The sequence below is a fragment of the Staphylococcus sp. MSU001 genome (assembly GCF_052976705.1).
Window position 1 is genome coordinate 1 of record NZ_JBRIKK010000053.1, and the last position, 612, is coordinate 612.

Annotated in this window: 1 pseudogene; it reads left to right on the forward strand. The window is 26.8% G+C overall.

The window, feature by feature from the left end:
- Positions 1-101 precede the first annotated feature (101 nt).
- Positions 102-592: pseudogene (locus ACVBFA_RS11665) on the forward strand (transposase); the annotation flags it as partial.
- Between the last annotated feature and the right edge of the window lie 20 nt (positions 593-612).

A 612-nucleotide genomic window follows, 5' to 3' on the forward strand; every position in this document is an offset into this window, starting at 1 on the left:
AAGTCTCGCCAAAATACTTTGTGTTTATATGAAATTTTACACTAAAATATTTTATAAAAATAAGGCACTTTCGTATAATTTAATAAACATTACTAAACTAAATTAACGATGAATTCATTTGTCCGAACAATCAAAGACTAGAATTTAAAAGATATGCCTATCACTATGATAAATATGGTTTTAAACGAGACTTGAAATTATATGAATGTGATGATTGTTAAGAGTGTCCTCTGAAACACCATTGTATAAACTTCAATTCAAAAACAAATAAAAAAATAATGAAGAATTATAATTGGGAATATTTTTTAAAGACCAAATTAATAAAAAGCTTTCAGAACCAAAAACAAAAACCATATACAGTCAAAGAAAAATTGATGTGGATCCTGTTTTTGGATTTATGAAGGCTATTTTGGGTTTCACTCGAATGTCCGTTCGAGGGATAAATAAAGCCAAAAGAGAACTAGGATTTGTGCTAATGTCACTTAATATAAGAAAAGTAACAGCTCAACGAGCTGAAAATAATCAAAAAATTTATAATAAAGACAATTTCTGTATTATTTCAATAGAAATTGTCTTTATTTACTTATCCTAGAACTTTATGTCTCGGACTCA